Origin of the sequence: Rhizobium sp. G187 (assembly GCF_051549525.1) — a bacterium.
In the GTDB taxonomy this organism is placed as follows: domain Bacteria; phylum Pseudomonadota; class Alphaproteobacteria; order Rhizobiales; family Rhizobiaceae; genus Allorhizobium.
Map to the genome: position 1 here is coordinate 652,411 of NZ_JBPUGM010000001.1, position 14,758 is coordinate 667,168.

Sequence of the window (14,758 nt, forward strand, 5' to 3'; positions counted from 1 at the left end):
TGGTCAGCCGCTGATGAAGGTTCTGGCGCGGGGACCGGCCAGAATAACCTTCCAGCTGCGCTTATTGTCGAAGTTCTGACGAGCCAGGAAAGTATAACCTGTGCTTTTCCATGATTTGACGGAGCCGGAGAGGTTGTCGAGGATATAGTCACCATCTGCGAGCCGCGCCATAAGCACTGCATGATTGTTGCCACGGCGATCAAGAACGACGGTCATGGCCAGTTTGTTGGCCGGGAAACCGGCCTCGATCAGCTGTTTCTTCTTCGCCAGCGCATAGTCTTCGCAATCACCACTGTTGTTGACCGGCAAGGCCCAGTGATCGCGACCAGCACGATCATGCATCGGGCGAACATGGGAATTGACGCTGCTATTCACCTTGCGCAGCAGGGCCATCGCCTCGTTATTCGGCAAAGCCTTTACGGAGCGTGTGCCGCAGAGAAAGTCATAACGGCTACAGGCAGACGCAAATCCCTTCGGCGCGGCGATCGATCGGGTCTGAGGAAGAAAACTGCCGGCAAAGCTCTGGTGGCTGACGAGCATGGCAGCGAGAGACAACGCTGCCGCAATGAAATGACGCTTCATATCAAACCCCATCGTGTCCGGCCGTTGGTGGCCGTTGTTGATCTTGGGATCCTTATAATCTGACCGGGGTTCCGATCGACTGAAGCAATTGAATACAATTTTACAGATTAGACGTTTTTTTTCTGATGATTGCTTCCCTACCGCGAAAATCGATCCCGTTCAGCACGCCGAGCACCAAGTATACACCTGATCAATCCATGACCACTGGCATCTGCTTTCTCAAGCTTTCACCGAATCATTGGCCAGCCCCGCGCATAGGGGTGACACAAATTCCCTCTGAAAGGCATGCGGCGACCTAACGTCGCTACTTCCGTTGAGAAACAGAGAAACCACCCACCTGAATACAAAAATAGTCTTTGCCACCCGCAACTGGCTCACGTACACCCTCTAATATTAGGGGTTTGTAAACGCTAATAAAGGGTAAACAATGAACAAGGCATGCATCCTGACATCAATGTCGGTCGCAGCGCTCCTTTCAGCGACGGCACTCAGCCCCGTTTCTGCTCAGGTGATCGATTGCAAGATCGTGAAACCCGGAACCGTTGAAGCTGCACTTTGCGGGCCGACTGCAACCTTGCCCGAAGATTTCGTCACCGATAGCGGCAAGGAAAACGGTCGAAGACAAACGGTTGGCTTTGTTAAAGGCGAGACGGTGAAGCTGCCGACCTCACCGGTCGCGGAGGCGCCAACCGAAGGCAGCCTACCCACAGATGGCGCCATCATTCCTGTCACTAGCGGCAGCACGCCGACGGATACTGTCAGCATACCCGTCGATACGGTCGATGGCGCCCCCACAGCAGACAGCACTCCCACTGAAGTCGCAAGTCCGTCGGCCGACTCAGCCAGCACACCAACCGGCGCGGCAAGCTCACCGGCCGAGTCTGGCGGCACGACATCGAATACAGACAATACGACGCCCGATTCCGGCGGTACGCCAACCGAATCAGGTAGCACAACTTCCGATTCCGGCGGCACGCAGACGGACGTTTCGGGCGCTCCGGCCGACAACGGTGGCACGCAAACAGATACCGGCGGCACCACAGGTGGAGCCAGCGGCGGTCAGCAGTCGAACAATGGCGGCCAAAATAATACTGGGGATACCAACAATGGTGGCCAGAACAATACAGGCGGAACATCCGTCGGAACCAGCGGAGGCCAGCAGAGCAACAACGGTGGCCAAAACAATACGGGCGACACGAACAACGGTGGCCAGAATAATACAGGCGAAACATCCGGCGGAACCAGCGGCGGTCAGCAGAACAACAACGGCGGCCAAAACAATACGGGCGGCACGAACAATGGTGGCCAGAACAATACTGGAGGCATATCTCCGGGCAGCAGCGGAAGTGCACCAGGTCAGAACAAGAGCAAGTAACTTTCGGCCTTGAACACTGACCATTACGCGATAAACATAGTCACCCGGCCTCTATGGCCGGGTTTTTTTATTAGGGACTCAGCCCTCAGCCCAGTTCAAGTACCATCGCTTAGCGGCTGATCCCCGAACGTCTCGGCATGGTGACCGAAATCCAGCGTACCGAAACGACATGATATTTGCTTCACTCCGGCCTGAATTCATGACCAGTGCGGCCTCACCCCTCAAGCTCTAACCTGGGGTCATGGTTTCGGCCCGCGCCAAGCCGGCAAGGCAGAGAATAGCGGTGGCGGACACGCTTTGGGTGGGGTTTTGATATTTGCCGAGCAAGCTGTCCCATGGATTTTTTCCACATGGGACACCATTAGGGTCAACTTTCGGATAAAAAACAAAAAACCCGGCCGAAGCCGGGTTTCTTTGGTGCGGTCGAGAAGACTCGAACTTCCACGGGTTGCCCCACAGCGACCTCAACGCTGCGCGTCTACCAATTCCGCCACGACCGCATCGTGGTAGGCGCCGAATTGCTCCGGCGGGGCTGCATGTAGCAAAAGCCCCGGGGGTCCACAAGCCCGCCATGACAGAATTTTGAAAAAACTTCTCTCCGGTGGAAAAGTCTCTCGCGGCGCGGCACCGACACGCCTTGCAAGCCAGGGGCTTTGTTGCCAAGTAGAGGGAAATTCAGGATTTTTCCACAGGCACTCGCTGATCGCGATCTGCCTTTCGAAACGACGGACCTCGCCATGCTGCGCACCGATCTCGACCATATCATGCATGCCTCACCCGACTCTCCGCCGGTCCGCTGGCGGATCTCGGACGGGCTCGTTCCGTATGAGGACGCCGTGGCCGAGATGGAGCGTGAGGTGGCCGCCATCGCCGAAGGTCATGCCGACGAACTGGTGTGGCTGCTTGAACATCCACCGCTTTATACGGCCGGAACCAGCGCCGATGTTAAGGATTTGGTCGAGCCAGACCGATTCCCCGTTTTCGCCACGGGGCGCGGCGGAGAATATACCTATCATGGGCCAGGCCAGCGGGTGGCCTATGTGATGCTCGATCTCAAACGGCGGCGCCAGGACGTACGGGCTTATGTCTCGGCGCTGGAAGAGGTGATCATCCAGACACTCGACGCCATGAATGTGCGGGGCGAGCGGCGGGAGGATCGGGTTGGCGTCTGGGTTCGCCGTCCGGACAAGCCGCTCTTGCCGGATGGCTCAATGACGGAGGACAAGATTGCGGCACTTGGCATTCGCCTTCGCCGCTGGGTGAGCTTTCACGGACTTTCGCTGAATGTCGAACCGGACCTCTCCCATTTCGGGGGTATCGTGCCGTGCGGAATCAGCACCTATGGCGTCACCAGTTTGGTCGATCTCGGTTTGCCCGTGATGATGGCCGATGTCGACATTCGCCTGAGGGAGGCTTTCGAGACGGTGTTCGGGCCGACCACCAACGCCAACTGACGGAAGATCGCGGCAGGTCGTTCCTCAGGCGCGGCCCATGATCGGACCATCCATCGGACCATCAAGGTCGCCAAGCGCAGCGTCGCGCTGGCTGCGGGCTTCGAATCGGTCGATCTGTCGGGACAAGTCGGCGATCAGCCGGCCACATTCCATATGGGCGTCGGTCAGGCGCTGCAATTGCAAGCGCAAGCCCTCGATCGGCACATCGAGACTTTCCTGCACAGGCCCCGAACCCAGGCCCGTCATCAACCACATCGGCGACACACCGAGAATGCCGGCGAGATCCACGAGCTTGGACGGGCGCGGTTCGGAACGATCCGATTCCCAGGCCAGCAAGGTGTCACGCCGGACACCGACACGATTGGCGACATCCGCCGGGGTCAGTTCCACCGCATCACGGGCCATGGAGAGGCGCCCGCCAAGCGTGTCGTCGCTGGCATCGGTGTTGCGGGAAAACGTCTTGCGCGAGGCCATACCCTGCTCCCTGATGATCGTGGCGGAGGAGCGTTTTTGAGCCTCGCCGGAGTGATCCTGATGCCATATTAGCGGCTCGATCCGCCGATGGCCACCTTCGACACGACTTGGACAAGCCAGACCTCGCCGAAATGCACGATGGGCCGCGAGCCTTTTCCACGTCTACTCTGCCTTGATCGCGCGCGCCCTGTGTGCATGGTGGAGGCCCCGCCCCTGAAGCCTGTCCCGAGCCTGACGAGATCCGATATGCACTCCTCCGCCTCCGATCCCGTTCGCGGCATGGCCCTGATGGCTGGCTGCATGCTTGTGCTGCCTTTGATGGACGCCATCGCCAAATATATGGCGACCTTCGAGGCAATGTCGCCCGGCCAGATCACCTTTTACCGCTTCTTCTTCCAGTTGCTGTCGACCTTGCCGCTTCTCCTGTGGCTGAATGGAAGCGGAGCGCTCAAGGCGAATCGGCCATGGTTGAACCTGCTGCGTGGCGTCATCCACGGGGCGGCAAGCCTGATGTTCTTCGTTGCGGTGAAATACATGCCGCTGGCAGATGTGTTTGCTATCTATTTCGTCGAACCGTTCATCCTGACCGCACTTTCGGCGCTGTTCCTCGGTGAGCGGGTCGGCTGGCGCCGTTGGTTGGCAATCGCTGTCGGCTTTGCCGGTGCGATGATCGTGATACAGCCGAGCTATGCGATCTTCGGAGTGAAGGCGCTGCTCCCCATCGCCTGTGCATTCCTCTTTGCGCTCTACATGTTCCTCAATCGCGCCATCGGTGAGGCCGATAGCCCGATGACGATGCAAACCATGGCGGGTATCGGGGGCACTGTCTTCATGTCGGCGGCACTGATCGCAGGTACCGTCACGGGAGATGCCGACCTCGCGCCTGCCTTGCCCGCCTCGCTGCTGGGCCTTGCACTTCTCGTTCTGCTCGGGACAATTTCCGGGCATATCCATCTTCTTGTGGTGCGCGCCTTTCGGCTGGCGCCGCTATCAGTATTGGCACCTTTCCAGTATTTCGAGATCATTGCGGCTGTCGCTCTGGGATATCTCCTGTTCGATGAATTTCCGACGCCCTCGAAGTGGCTCGGCATCCTGATCATCGTCGGTTCGGGACTATTCATCCTGTGGCGCGAGCATCGCCAGTCGCGCGCAACAATGGCCGTTGAGCGCTCATGAAACCCTCTTGTCGTTCAATCCGCTGATAATTCGACAATCAAAAGTGATTGTCGATGCACGCGTAGTTTCGGTCTTGCTTAAAAATCGAATGATAAAGGTCAGTAAATGGCAGAGTTTTGAACCTATTGCTTGAGCATCAGCGTTTCACCGGAGACCGGAATTGGCGTCGCATCAGGCTGCACTGTTCTTGCTCGTCATCAATCTCGGTCTGTTATGGCTGATGATGGCCGCTCCGCTCGGTCGAAGGTCGATCCGGGTAACGCGCGTGCTGAACGCGCGCGCCGAAGAGGTGTGGAATATCACAAGGCCGGCCGGCGACATGACGGCCTGGCACCCGTCCGTGATTGCTGTCGAGCCTGTGGAAGGTGCGCCTGATCGCGTGGAATTCGCCTACCGCCACCCGGACCGGCATGGCCGGCCGACACGCCGGATCATGGCCGTTGACCGGGCAGCGATGACCGCCGGGGCAAGTTTCTCCTGTGATCTTCGAATTGTAGCCGATAGCGCGCTCGATGTGTCCTATTGGAAGGGCTATCGTGAGCACCGAACGGTCGAGCGACTGGGTCTCGATACACGTGTCACCTTCGAGATTACTGATGATTATCGCGGGCTTGCGCCTTACCTCTTCCGTCTGTTTCTGCTGCGCCGGGAAATGACGGCGCTGAAGAACCATGTCGAGGAACGCGCCTCTTCAAGCCTCGCGCATTTCGAGCATCCCCTGTGGCAGGCTGTTCTGATGATCGGGTCGACCCTGATGCTCTGGCCGTTCTTCGGTCTCAATGAAGCCGGCCTGATGATTTCCATTTTCCTGACATTGGTGATCGTCCTGCACGAGCTTGGCCATATGATCGCTTATCGAACATTTGGTCATCCAAGTGCGCGAATGATCTTCGTGCCGCTGCTCGGCGGCATCGCCATCGGGGGGCGCCCCTATCACAGCCGTTTCGAGGTGGCGACCTGCGCATTGATGGGCGCCGGTGTTTCGGCACTTCTGGTCCCCATCCTGATTGCAGCACATCAGTCGGCCGATGGCGTTGGTCACGGCTTCGATACCGATGGGCCTATTCTTGTCTTTCTGGTAATTCTCGGCGGGTTCAACCTGCTCAATCTCCTGCCGACCTATCGCTTTGATGGAGGGCAGGTCCTGCGACAGATCTTCGAGACCGAACGACTTTTGGCAGTCGCAAGTTTCATCGTGACGGCTGCGATCCTGTGGACGGGCTGGCGACTCGGGCTATCCTACACGATGCTCATCGGCTCGCTTGCCGTGTTCACGCTCTTGAGCCTGATCAAGACGAAAAATGCCAAACCGCGAGCTGAACTTGTCCCGATGACGCCGGCAGAGCGTTTGATGACGGGCTTTGGTTACTATGCAGCGCTTTCGATCCACATTTATGGCCTGATCTATTCCTGCCGCCTGCTCTTTCCATGAACGGCGCCGCCCCCATCGACACGCAATCGCGCGCTTGACTTCAACGGACGGAACAGGTCCAAAAGGGCATGGACACCGTCAATACGCCCTTGCCGATCGGCTATTCGAAACTGCCTCCCGGAACGCTTGCCACTGTGGTGACATGCCTCGAGATGCGGGAGAAACCACCGCTTCGTGCGGCTCCTTCCGAGGCAGACCTCTCCGTTGTCCCGTGGCCTTCGCCCGACCCTGAAGAGTACCGCGCGCTTTATCGCCGGGTCGGGGAAGAATGGCTCTGGGTGTCGCGCCTTTCTATGGAAGACGAAGCCCTGCGGGCTATCCTCGCCAGTGCAGCGGTCGAGATCTTTGGCCTGATGCGAAATGGCGAGCGCATCGGCCTCCTGGAGCTTGACTTCCGCAAGGCCGGCGAGTGCGAACTGGCCTTTTTCGGCGTTGACGCGTCTGCGGTCGGCTCAGGTGCCGGCCGTATTCTGATGAATGCCGCGATCGACCATGCATGGTCGAAACCGATCGACCGGTTCTGGGTGCATACCTGCCATCTGGACCACCCAGCGGCGCTTCCCTTCTACCAGCGCTCCGGTTTTACCGTCTATGATCGGATGGTCGAAGTGTTTGAAGATCCGCGCCTGTCGGGCATGCTCAACCGCGATGCCGGCCGCCACGTTCCGCTGATAGAGACGTGAACCGACCACAACCTGATTCGGCTGAAAAATCAGACTATTGACAAAATGGGGTGCGCCCTCTTGAGCCCGTCCGCATTGGCGTGCCAAAGTCGCAGTCAGAGACAAATTCAAGGGAGAACACATCATGGATGTACGCGCCGCCGTCGCCGTTCAGGCTGGCAAGCCGCTCGAGGTCATGACTGTACAGCTGGAAGGCCCCCGCGCGGGCGAAGTGCTGATCGAGGTCAAGGCGACCGGCATCTGCCACACCGACGATTTCACCCTTTCTGGCGCCGATCCGGAAGGTCTGTTTCCGGCGATCCTCGGGCATGAGGGTGCTGGTATCGTGGTCGATGTCGGTCCTGGCGTGACCTCGGTCAAGAAGGGCGACCATGTCATCCCGCTCTACACGCCGGAATGCCGCGAATGCTATTCCTGCACCTCGCGCAAGACCAATCTCTGCACCTCGATCCGTGCCACCCAGGGTCAGGGCGTGATGCCTGACGGTACCAGCCGATTCTCGATCGGCAAGGACAAGATCCACCACTACATGGGCTGCTCGACCTTCTCGAATTTCACGGTTCTGCCCGAGATTGCCGTCGCCAAGGTCAATCCGGACGCGCCCTTCGACAAGATCTGCTACATCGGCTGCGGTGTCACAACCGGCATCGGCGCCGTGATCAACACGGCCAAGGTCGAGATCGGCTCGACGGCCATCGTCTTCGGCCTCGGCGGCATTGGTCTGAACGTGCTGCAGGGCCTGCGGCTTGCCGGTGCAGACATGATCATCGGCGTCGACATCAACCCGGACCGCAAGGCCTGGGGCGAAAAATTCGGCATGACGCATTTCGTCAATCCGAAGGAAGTCGGTGACGACATCGTGCCCTATCTCGTCAACCTGACCAAGCGCGGCAACGACCTGATCGGCGGCGCGGACTACACCTTCGACTGCACCGGCAACACCAAGGTGATGCGTCAGGCGCTGGAAAGCTCGCATCGCGGCTGGGGCAAATCCGTCATCATCGGCGTGGCCGGTGCCGGCCAGGAGATCTCGACGCGTCCGTTCCAGCTGGTCACCGGCCGCAACTGGATGGGCACCGCCTTTGGCGGCGCGCGCGGCCGCACCGACGTGCCGAAGATCGTCGACTGGTACATGGAAGGCAAGATCCAGATCGACCCGATGATCACCCACACCATGCCGCTCGAGGACATCAACAAGGGCTTTGACCTGATGCACAAGGGAGAATCGATCCGCGGCGTCGTGGTCTATTGATGTCAGTGCTTTACACTGTCGACGTGCGGAGGCTCGACGAGTTCTCCGCCACCGACCTCTACGAGATGCTGAAGCTGCGCGTCGACGTCTTCGTCGTCGAGCAGCATTGCCCCTATCCGGAACTCGACGGCAACGACAAGGACTGCCTGCATCTGAGGCTGCTAGATGGCGGCGCTCTTCTGGCCTGTGCACGGCTCTGGCGTCCTACACCGGAGCATCACCCCCGCATCGGACGCGTGGCGGTGTCGCCTGATCATCGCGGAAAGCGACTGGGCGAAGCCTTGATGCGCGAGGCAATTGCCGAGGTGGAGAAGCGCCACCCCGGTGAGCCGATCGAGATTTCGGCGCAGAGCCATCTGCAGAAGTTCTATGGGTCGCTGGGCTTCGAGGTGATCTCGGAGGAATATCTGGAGGATGATATTCCGCATGTCGACATGCTGCGGCGGGGGTAGGTTTTCACGATCGTTTCGCTAGATGGCTGGTTATACGAAATCATGATAGACTGACGTAGTCTCGCGGAGTTGACGTGATGAAGCATGACCGCATTATGTTGGATGACAGACAAGCAGCTTTGGTCGAGCGGCTAGTGGAATCGGGTCGGTTCAGTTCAACGACAGACGTCATCGGCTACAGCCTTGATCTGCTAGAGCAACGCGAGGCGGAGGCTGCGCGGTTTCTAACGGATCTGGAGCGCGAAGCGGCCCTCGGATTGGAAAGTGGCCCTCCGGTTATGATGGAATCTGCTGACGACCTGGTCACAGAATTTCGGAAGCGGCGGTGACCCATGCCGCGGATCCTGCGAAGACCACTCTTCGTCGAGGATCTTTACGGCATTTGGCCCTTCATCGGAGCGGACAATGAGGCCGCAGCCGATAGCTTCGTCGCAGAGTTGGAAGAGCGATACCGGGTATTGGCGGAACGTCCGCATCTCGGCGTCCAACGATTTCCCAGATATCCGACGATGCGGCTATTCCCCTTCCGGCGATACCTGATTATCTACCAGCCACTCGACACCGGGGACGGGATCGAGCTCATCCGTCTCCTGCGTGCGGCGCGAGACTATCGCAGATTCTTTGACGACTGATCAAATGCCCGAAATCTATGTCGATGCCGATGCCTGTCCCGTGAAGCCGGAGATCCTGAAAGTCGCCGAGCGGCACGATCTGGCGGTGACATTTGTGGCGAATTCGGGCTTGAGGCCGTCGCGCGATCCGATGGTGAAGAACGTCATCGTATCCGGCGCCTTCGATGCGGCCGACGACTGGATCGCCGAGCGCTGTGGCGAAGGCGATATCGTCGTGACGGCCGATGTGCCACTGGCCGGGCGTTGCGTCGCGGCCGGTGCCCAGGTGACGGGCCCGACGGGACGGATCTTCGACAAGGCCAATATCGGCATGGCGACCGCCATGCGCGATCTCGGGGCGCACCTGCGCGAGACCGGCGAGAGCAAGGGCTACAATGCAGCCTTCTCTCCACGCGACCGCTCCGCCTTCCTCGAAACGCTTGACAGGCTCTGCCGCCGCATCAAGAAGTAGGGCTGATCACCCGGGCAAGACCACAGGCGCTGCGCTTTTGAAAAACCTGATGAATTCGGTGCTCGACCACCGTTATCGTTCCTTTGCCCTGGCCGGTGGCCTGGCGGTCGCGAGCCTGCCCGTTGCGGCAGCGTTTCAACCTGCTCTCATCATCGAACTGCCAGCCATCCTGTTCTTTTTCCTCTACCTGATCCTGTCGCTGCTCAGGATGCGGCGGCTGACCCCTTCCTATTTGAAGCAGCATGCGGACGCCGCAGATGCGCCAGCCTTCGCCATTTTCGCGGTGACCCTGCTGGCGATCGTCGCCGCAATCGGCTCGCTGTTTCTGGCGCTGAACCGCACCGATAGCCAGAGCGGTTACACAGAGCTGGCGCTGGCTTTCGCCTCCGTGGTCCTCGGCTGGCTGACGATCCACACCATGGCGGCGATGCACTATGCCCATGTCTATTGGCGGCCTTCGCGGACAAATGAGAACGGACGGCGCGGCGGGCTGGAGTTTCCGGCGACGCCGAACCCATGCGGCCATGATTTCCTCTACTTCTCGCTGGTCATTGGCATGACCGCCCAGACCTCTGACGTCGTCATCACCTCGACAGCGATGCGCAAGCTCAATCTTGTGCATGCCACCACCTCGTTCTTCTTCAACACCGTGCTGGTCGCGGCTGCCGTCAATGCGGCGGTGTCGCTGGCCGGCTGACCCATTCGCACGACAAGGAAGCAACACCCATGAACATCATCTCCCAGAACACCGCCTTCGGCGGCATGCAGGGCGTCTTTTCCCATCCGTCGGAAACGACCGGTACCGAAATGACCTTCGCCGTCTTCGTGCCGCCGCAGGCGATTGCAGAAAAGCGGCCCGTGCTCTGGTACCTCTCCGGCCTCACCTGCACCCACGCCAATGTCATGGAAAAGGGCGAGTATCGCAGGATGGCCGCCGAACTCGGCCTGATCGTCGTCTGCCCGGATACCAGCCCACGCGGCAATGACGTGCCGGACGAACTTACCAACTGGAAGATGGGCAAGGGTGCGGGCATGTATCTGAACGCCACCGAAGCGCCCTGGGCCGAACACTTCCAGATGTATTCCTACATCACCGAGGAACTGCCAGCGCTGATTGCCGAACAGTTCCGCGCCGACATGACCCGCCAGGGGATCTTCGGCCATTCCATGGGCGGCCACGGCGCAATGACGATCGCGCTGAAGAACCCTGAGCGCTTCAAGAGCTGCTCGGCCTTTGCGCCGATCGTCAATCCGCTGACAGCCGACTGGACGCAGGATGCGTTCGAAAAGTATCTCGGGGCGGACCGCGCCAAATGGCGCGAATACGACGCCTGTGCGCTGGTCGAGGATGGAGCGCGCTTCCCGGAATTCCTTGTTGATCAGGGCAAGGCGGACAGTTTTCTGGAGACGGGCCTCGCGCCGTGGAAGTTCGAAGAAGCGATCAAGGGCACGGATATCGGCCTGACGCTGCGCATGCATGAGCGCTACGATCATTCCTACTACTTCATTTCGACCTTCATGGAGGATCACCTGAAGTGGCATGCGGAACGGTTGGGGTGAAGAAGGACGGGCTCATCATGCTCGGGCTTGTCCCGAGCACCCGCTACCGTTGAAATCATTACGACGTCGGCAGATCCTCGGGACGAGCCCGAGGATGACGGTGGTTTGGCTCATTCGCCTCCCGATGCATGTTACCCATGCCCATGGCGGTGATGCAGGTCCGGATAATGCGGGTGTTTGTGGCGGAGCGGCGCGTGGCGATGCCAGTGTGCATGCGGCTCGGTGACGGAGCCGTCATGGTCGTGGTTGTGGTGATCGTCATGGGTATGCAGATGATCGTGCTCGAGAGGTTCATGCAGATGATCATGCTCGTGGCGTTCCGACAGATGCAGCCAGAGGCCAAAGCCCATCAGCAGTGCTGCGACGGCGAGCGATAGCGTCACCGGCTCACCGAAACCGATGACGGCGATCAGGGCGCCGATGAAAGGCGCAAGCGAGAAATAGGCGCCGGTGCGCGCCGTGCCGAGATGGCGCAGACCCAGCATGAACATGACAAGGCTGACGCCGATGCCGAGGAAGCCAACGATGGCTCCAATGGCAGTAATCGTCACATCCGGGATGGCAGCGCCGAGCGTGAAGGCAAGGATGATATTCGTGCAGCCGGCGGTAAGCCCCTTGATCATCGCGATCTGTACGGGATCGGCAGAGGAGAGCTTGCGGGTCAGATTGTTGTCGATGCCCCAACACAGGCAGGCTGCCGCAATCCACAGACCGCCGGGATCGAGCTCAAAGCCGCCGCCATCGAATGACAGGACGACGGCGCCGAGAAGGATGGCAAGAGCGCCGATCAACAGGCGGCGATCGACATTTTCGCGAAACACCAGCCAGGCGATCAGCATGGTGGCCAGCCCCTCGAGATTGAGGAGCAGAGAGGCGGAGGAGGCTGTCGTCAGCGACAGGCCGAGCATGAGGAACAGCGGTGCCATCACGCCACCGAAGGTCACGACCGCCGCAAGCCAGGGAAGATCGGACCGCGACAGCGGCGCCTCGACCCGCTCAAGCCCGATCAGCGGCCGCCCCCAATGGACGAGCGCCAGGCCGATCCCCGCACCGAGATAAAGGATGCCCGCGAGAAGCCAGGGATCGACGCTTCCGAGCAGCCATTTGGACAAAGGTGCTGAGGCGCCGAAGAGCACGGCGGAGCCGAGGGCGAGCGGGACACCAGGAAAGAGATGGGCGTGATGATGGTCCATTGCGGAAGCTTACAGGCAATGTGGATGGCGTACAGTCCCTCTTCGGCATTGATAGTCGGGTCACCGCATGGTTGGCTCGGATCGTGGCGGCGGTGTGACGGTTGTCATTGGGCGCCGTCATGCTCGTCCTCGGGTTGAACCCGAGGATGTCCCGAGCATGCGCTGCCGTTGAGTGGATTGCGACGTCAGCAGATCCTCGGCACAGGGCCGAGGATGACGACGGAAACGCTTGCGCCCCTCACCCCCGCCGATAAACGAACCGCTCGAAATCCGCCGGTTTGCCGCGCCCCGTTATGTCGAAGCAGAACATGCCGGCAAAGGCGCCGGTGAAGGAGCCGTGTTCGCCGAACCCGCCTTCGTCGGAGATGACACCGGCGTCGAGGACGGGGCCGATAGCCTGCCATGCGCCTTCGCCCGCGACGCGCCAGAAGAATTGCAGGTCGTTGTCGGTGATCTCCATGGCGAGATCCACGGCACCCTCGGGGATCGACTGGCCCATGCCGATCGGGAAAATCAGCTTGCCGGAGGGATAGTCGCCCGGGCAGGACAGGATGATCAGCGAGCGGCCGAGCTTTTCGTCGGTGGAGATGCCGAGCGCGTGGAATTTGTAGCGGTTGTAGTAGTGCGTCAGGCCTGCGACCTGTTGGTAAGTGTCGGGCGAGAATTCGAGACGGGTTTCGGCGCGGAAGCGGTGATGCTCCTGCCGGCGGGCGACGAGCGACTGCTCGAACCAGGAGCCGATGCTTTCACGGCCAAAGAGGCGCAAGCGCCCTGCCCGCTCGGTCAGGCTGAAGAGGCGCTCGGGATGCGGCGTGCGCAGCCACTGGAATTCGGATGGTAAGTCGGGGCTGTCGAAGGTCCTGACGATCTCGACGGGTTCCTCGCGCTTCACCGCACCATTGGGCGCCGGCACCTCGACGGATGGCACGACGCCGCCCTGTTCGAGATAGAGCCAGCCGTCTTCCTTCCAGACGCATTTCTGTAAGGCTGTTTCGCGGCCGAGCGTGCAGCGGCGCTTCGGGGCCATGGGGCGTCCGCACAGATGCGTGTGGTAGACCTGACCGTCCGGCGTCTCGACATATTGGCCGTGGCCGGCGCGCTGCAGGACTGCCTCCGGGTTGTCCTTCGCGGTGATCAGATGCGTGTTGGGATGCATCTCGTAAGGGCCGTCGATCGAGCGGGAGCGCGCCATGGTCACGACATGGTCGTAGCCGGTGCCGCCCTCGGCGGTCGTCAGGTAATACCAGCCATTGCGCTTGAAGAGATGCGGGCCTTCGACGAGACCTTGGCTGCTGCCCTCGAAGATGTTCCTGATCGGGCCGATGAGCTTTTGCGTCTTCGGGTCCCATTCCTGTAGCAGGATGCCGTCGAACTTGGCGTGACCAATGGTGTTGCGTGCCTCCGGTCGATGGTTCCACTGCATGTTGGTGAACCATTTGCGGCCGTCGTCATCATGAAAGAGCGAGGGGTCGAAGCCGGAGGAATTGACATAGATGGGATCGGACCAGGGGCCTTCGATGGAGGGTGCCGTGACGATGTAGTTATGCGCGTCCTTGAACGAGCCTTCGAAGCGTTTGACGTCAGTATAGACGAGCCAGAACATGCCATCGGCATAGGACAGACACGGCGCCCAGACGCCGCCGCTGTCGGGATTGCCGCGCATGTCGAGCTGGCTTGCGCGGGTAAGCGGACGGGTCACAAGCTCCCAGTTGGCGAGGTCGCGCGAATGGTGGATCTGCACGCCCGGAAACCATTCGAAGGTGGAGGTGGCGATGTAGTAGTCGTCGCCCACGCGGCAGATCGACGGGTCCGGATTGAAGCCCGGCAGGATGGGGTTGATGATCATGGCGTGTGTCCTCCTCCGCACTTACCTCTCCCCCCTGAGGGAGACTAAGAAAAACCAGGGACTTAGCCAAAGGCTCAAGCCCTCAATTTTTCAGGAGAGGGGCTGCCTGGCTGACAAGCCCCTCTCTTGGGATTTCTAGCACTTAGCTGACGCTAAGCTGCTGAAATCCCGTTCTCCCCCGCAAGGGGGGAGATTG

Annotated in this window: 16 protein-coding genes and 1 tRNA gene; 12 read left to right on the forward strand and 5 right to left on the reverse strand. The window is 60.0% G+C overall.

The features are described 5' to 3' along the window. Window positions 1-3 precede the first annotated feature (3 nt). Window positions 4-582 carry a transglutaminase-like cysteine peptidase gene (locus ACSV9I_RS03060; protein WP_438327139.1) on the reverse strand — a complete coding sequence of 193 codons (579 nt, stop codon included), beginning with the start codon at window positions 580-582 and terminating at the stop codon, window positions 4-6. 427 nt (window positions 583-1,009) lie between these two features. Here ACSV9I_RS03060 and ACSV9I_RS03065 point away from each other — a divergent pair, with 427 nt between their 5' ends. Then, window positions 1,010-1,957, forward strand: a complete 948-nt coding sequence (locus ACSV9I_RS03065; protein ID WP_438327141.1) for a hypothetical protein — start codon at window positions 1,010-1,012, stop codon at window positions 1,955-1,957. Between the two features lie 415 nt (window positions 1,958-2,372). On the opposite strand, the gene ACSV9I_RS03070 is transcribed toward ACSV9I_RS03065, so the two are convergent. Continuing rightward, window positions 2,373-2,457: transfer RNA gene (locus ACSV9I_RS03070), tRNA-Leu, on the reverse strand. A 237-nt stretch (window positions 2,458-2,694) separates the two neighbouring features. Here ACSV9I_RS03070 and lipB point away from each other — a divergent pair. Further along, window positions 2,695-3,411, forward strand: coding sequence for a lipoyl(octanoyl) transferase LipB (lipB, locus tag ACSV9I_RS03075; RefSeq protein ID WP_438327142.1), 717 nt, complete (start codon window positions 2,695-2,697; stop codon window positions 3,409-3,411). A gap of 24 nt (window positions 3,412-3,435) precedes the next feature. Here lipB and ACSV9I_RS03080 read toward each other — a convergent pair whose 3' ends face one another. Next, window positions 3,436-3,885 carry a helix-turn-helix domain-containing protein gene (locus tag ACSV9I_RS03080; RefSeq protein WP_054158480.1) on the reverse strand — a complete coding sequence of 150 codons (450 nt, stop codon included), beginning with the start codon at window positions 3,883-3,885 and terminating at the stop codon, window positions 3,436-3,438. Between the two features lie 246 nt (window positions 3,886-4,131). Between ACSV9I_RS03080 and ACSV9I_RS03085 the strand changes: the two genes are divergently transcribed. From ACSV9I_RS03085 to fghA, 10 genes are all read left to right on the forward strand, one after another. Next, complete coding sequence (locus tag ACSV9I_RS03085; protein ID WP_438327146.1) at window positions 4,132-5,061, forward strand: DMT family transporter; 930 nt, start codon at window positions 4,132-4,134, stop codon at window positions 5,059-5,061. Between the two features lie 160 nt (window positions 5,062-5,221). Next, window positions 5,222-6,493, forward strand: coding sequence for an SRPBCC family protein (locus tag ACSV9I_RS03090; protein WP_054158478.1), 1,272 nt, complete (start codon window positions 5,222-5,224; stop codon window positions 6,491-6,493). A 68-nt stretch (window positions 6,494-6,561) separates the two neighbouring features. After that, window positions 6,562-7,176 (forward strand): GNAT family N-acetyltransferase, encoded by a 615-nt coding sequence (locus tag ACSV9I_RS03095; RefSeq protein WP_438327148.1) that lies wholly within the window; start codon window positions 6,562-6,564, stop codon window positions 7,174-7,176. A gap of 124 nt (window positions 7,177-7,300) precedes the next feature. Continuing rightward, window positions 7,301-8,428, forward strand: coding sequence for an S-(hydroxymethyl)glutathione dehydrogenase/class III alcohol dehydrogenase (locus ACSV9I_RS03100; RefSeq protein ID WP_438327150.1), 1,128 nt, complete (start codon window positions 7,301-7,303; stop codon window positions 8,426-8,428). Then, on the forward strand, window positions 8,428-8,880 hold the full coding sequence (locus tag ACSV9I_RS03105) for a GNAT family N-acetyltransferase (RefSeq protein WP_438327152.1): 453 nt from the start codon (window positions 8,428-8,430) through the stop codon (window positions 8,878-8,880). The genes ACSV9I_RS03100 and ACSV9I_RS03105 overlap by 1 nt, the downstream gene beginning before the upstream one ends. A 77-nt stretch (window positions 8,881-8,957) precedes the next feature. Beyond that, window positions 8,958-9,209: a ribbon-helix-helix domain-containing protein gene (locus ACSV9I_RS03110; RefSeq protein WP_082352509.1), complete on the forward strand. Its 252-nt coding sequence runs from the start codon at window positions 8,958-8,960 to the stop codon at window positions 9,207-9,209. 3 nt (window positions 9,210-9,212) lie between these two features. After that, entirely contained in the window at window positions 9,213-9,512 is a 300-nt protein-coding gene (locus ACSV9I_RS03115) for a type II toxin-antitoxin system RelE/ParE family toxin (RefSeq protein ID WP_438327154.1), read from the forward strand. A gap of 4 nt (window positions 9,513-9,516) precedes the next feature. Continuing rightward, the gene (locus ACSV9I_RS03120) at window positions 9,517-9,963 is read left to right on the forward strand and encodes a YaiI/YqxD family protein (RefSeq protein ID WP_438327156.1); all 447 of its coding nucleotides are present in this window, start codon (window positions 9,517-9,519) and stop codon (window positions 9,961-9,963) included. A gap of 49 nt (window positions 9,964-10,012) precedes the next feature. Continuing rightward, the gene (locus tag ACSV9I_RS03125; protein ID WP_438327157.1) at window positions 10,013-10,660 is read left to right on the forward strand and encodes a DUF1345 domain-containing protein; all 648 of its coding nucleotides are present in this window, start codon (window positions 10,013-10,015) and stop codon (window positions 10,658-10,660) included. A gap of 29 nt (window positions 10,661-10,689) precedes the next feature. Then, the gene (fghA, locus tag ACSV9I_RS03130) at window positions 10,690-11,523 is read left to right on the forward strand and encodes an S-formylglutathione hydrolase (RefSeq protein WP_438327159.1); all 834 of its coding nucleotides are present in this window, start codon (window positions 10,690-10,692) and stop codon (window positions 11,521-11,523) included. A gap of 131 nt (window positions 11,524-11,654) precedes the next feature. Here the strand turns inward: fghA and ACSV9I_RS03135 are convergent, their stop codons facing one another. Both ACSV9I_RS03135 and ACSV9I_RS03140 read right to left on the reverse strand, forming a co-directional pair. Further along, window positions 11,655-12,716, reverse strand: coding sequence for a DMT family transporter (locus ACSV9I_RS03135; protein ID WP_438327161.1), 1,062 nt, complete (start codon window positions 12,714-12,716; stop codon window positions 11,655-11,657). Window positions 12,717-12,954: 238 nt separating this feature from the next. Continuing rightward, window positions 12,955-14,562 carry a glycoside hydrolase family 43 protein gene (locus ACSV9I_RS03140; protein WP_438327164.1) on the reverse strand — a complete coding sequence of 536 codons (1,608 nt, stop codon included), beginning with the start codon at window positions 14,560-14,562 and terminating at the stop codon, window positions 12,955-12,957. Between the last annotated feature and the right edge of the window lie 196 nt (window positions 14,563-14,758).

What these genes read in the sequence shown, in the direction of transcription:
- ACSV9I_RS03060 (WP_438327139.1), bottom strand. Translation starts at nt 582, where the DNA reads ATGAAGCGTCATTTCATTGCGGCAGCGTTGTCTCTCGCTGCCATGCTC.
- ACSV9I_RS03125 (WP_438327157.1), top strand. Translation starts at nt 10,013, where the DNA reads ATGAATTCGGTGCTCGACCACCGTTATCGTTCCTTTGCCCTGGCCGGT.
- ACSV9I_RS03105 (WP_438327152.1), top strand. Translation starts at nt 8,428, where the DNA reads ATGTCAGTGCTTTACACTGTCGACGTGCGGAGGCTCGACGAGTTCTCC.
- ACSV9I_RS03120 (WP_438327156.1), top strand. Translation starts at nt 9,517, where the DNA reads ATGCCCGAAATCTATGTCGATGCCGATGCCTGTCCCGTGAAGCCGGAG.
- ACSV9I_RS03095 (WP_438327148.1), top strand. Translation starts at nt 6,562, where the DNA reads ATGGACACCGTCAATACGCCCTTGCCGATCGGCTATTCGAAACTGCCT.
- ACSV9I_RS03140 (WP_438327164.1), bottom strand. Translation starts at nt 14,562, where the DNA reads ATGATCATCAACCCCATCCTGCCGGGCTTCAATCCGGACCCGTCGATC.
- ACSV9I_RS03085 (WP_438327146.1), top strand. Translation starts at nt 4,132, where the DNA reads ATGCACTCCTCCGCCTCCGATCCCGTTCGCGGCATGGCCCTGATGGCT.
- ACSV9I_RS03135 (WP_438327161.1), bottom strand. Translation starts at nt 12,716, where the DNA reads ATGGACCATCATCACGCCCATCTCTTTCCTGGTGTCCCGCTCGCCCTC.
- ACSV9I_RS03100 (WP_438327150.1), top strand. Translation starts at nt 7,301, where the DNA reads ATGGATGTACGCGCCGCCGTCGCCGTTCAGGCTGGCAAGCCGCTCGAG.
- ACSV9I_RS03080 (WP_054158480.1), bottom strand. Translation starts at nt 3,885, where the DNA reads ATGGCCTCGCGCAAGACGTTTTCCCGCAACACCGATGCCAGCGACGAC.
- ACSV9I_RS03110 (WP_082352509.1), top strand. Translation starts at nt 8,958, where the DNA reads ATGAAGCATGACCGCATTATGTTGGATGACAGACAAGCAGCTTTGGTC.
- lipB (WP_438327142.1), top strand. Translation starts at nt 2,695, where the DNA reads ATGCTGCGCACCGATCTCGACCATATCATGCATGCCTCACCCGACTCT.
- ACSV9I_RS03115 (WP_438327154.1), top strand. Translation starts at nt 9,213, where the DNA reads ATGCCGCGGATCCTGCGAAGACCACTCTTCGTCGAGGATCTTTACGGC.
- fghA (WP_438327159.1), top strand. Translation starts at nt 10,690, where the DNA reads ATGAACATCATCTCCCAGAACACCGCCTTCGGCGGCATGCAGGGCGTC.
- ACSV9I_RS03065 (WP_438327141.1), top strand. Translation starts at nt 1,010, where the DNA reads ATGAACAAGGCATGCATCCTGACATCAATGTCGGTCGCAGCGCTCCTT.